The 544-nt window shown below is 73.7% G+C and carries 2 protein-coding genes; both read right to left on the bottom strand.

Translation table 11 applies throughout. From position 1 onward, the window contains the following. The coding region (locus DBR36_RS18100; RefSeq protein ID WP_219927651.1) for an LmeA family phospholipid-binding protein at nt 1-316 on the bottom strand (316 nt) is incomplete at its 3' end. Between the two features lie 3 nt (nt 317-319). Next, the coding region (locus DBR36_RS18425; protein WP_258222773.1) for a DALR anticodon-binding domain-containing protein at nt 320-544 on the bottom strand (225 nt) is incomplete at its 5' end.

Here is a 544-nt window from a genome sequence, read left to right on the forward strand (position 1 = left end):
CGCCGCGCAGGTCGACGCGGACGTCGCCGGTGATCGGGCCCAGGGCGACGTCGTCGGAGGCCACGGCCACCTCGTCCAACCGCCCCGCGATGACCTGCGGCAGCACGAGACCGGCGAGCTGCACGTCGACGTCCTGGTCGGCGGGGAGGCCGACGTTCTTCACGACCAGGCTGCGCACCGTGCTCGTGACGACCGAGCGCGCGATGAACTCGGCCGCCACGACCGCCGCGATCAGCAGCACGACGAGGACGACGAGCACGACGACGCGCCCGGTCCGTCGACGCGGACGGGCCGGCGGGGCCACGGCATCCGTCATGGCCTACATCCGCTCCGGAGCGCCCACGCCCAGCAGCGTCAGCCCGTTGCGCAGCACCTGGCCGGTGGCGTCGTTGAGCCACAGCCGGGTGCGGTGCAGCGCCTCGACCGGGGCGTCGGACAGCGGGATGACGCGGCAGTTGTCGTACCACCGGTGGTACAGGCCCGCCAGTTCTTCGAGGTAGCGCGCGACGCGGTGCGGCTCGCGGACCTCGGCCGCGTACGCGAC

Origin of the sequence: Microbacterium sp. HMWF026, from assembly GCF_003061325.1 — a bacterium.
Taxonomy (GTDB): domain Bacteria; phylum Actinomycetota; class Actinomycetes; order Actinomycetales; family Microbacteriaceae; genus Microbacterium; species Microbacterium testaceum_E.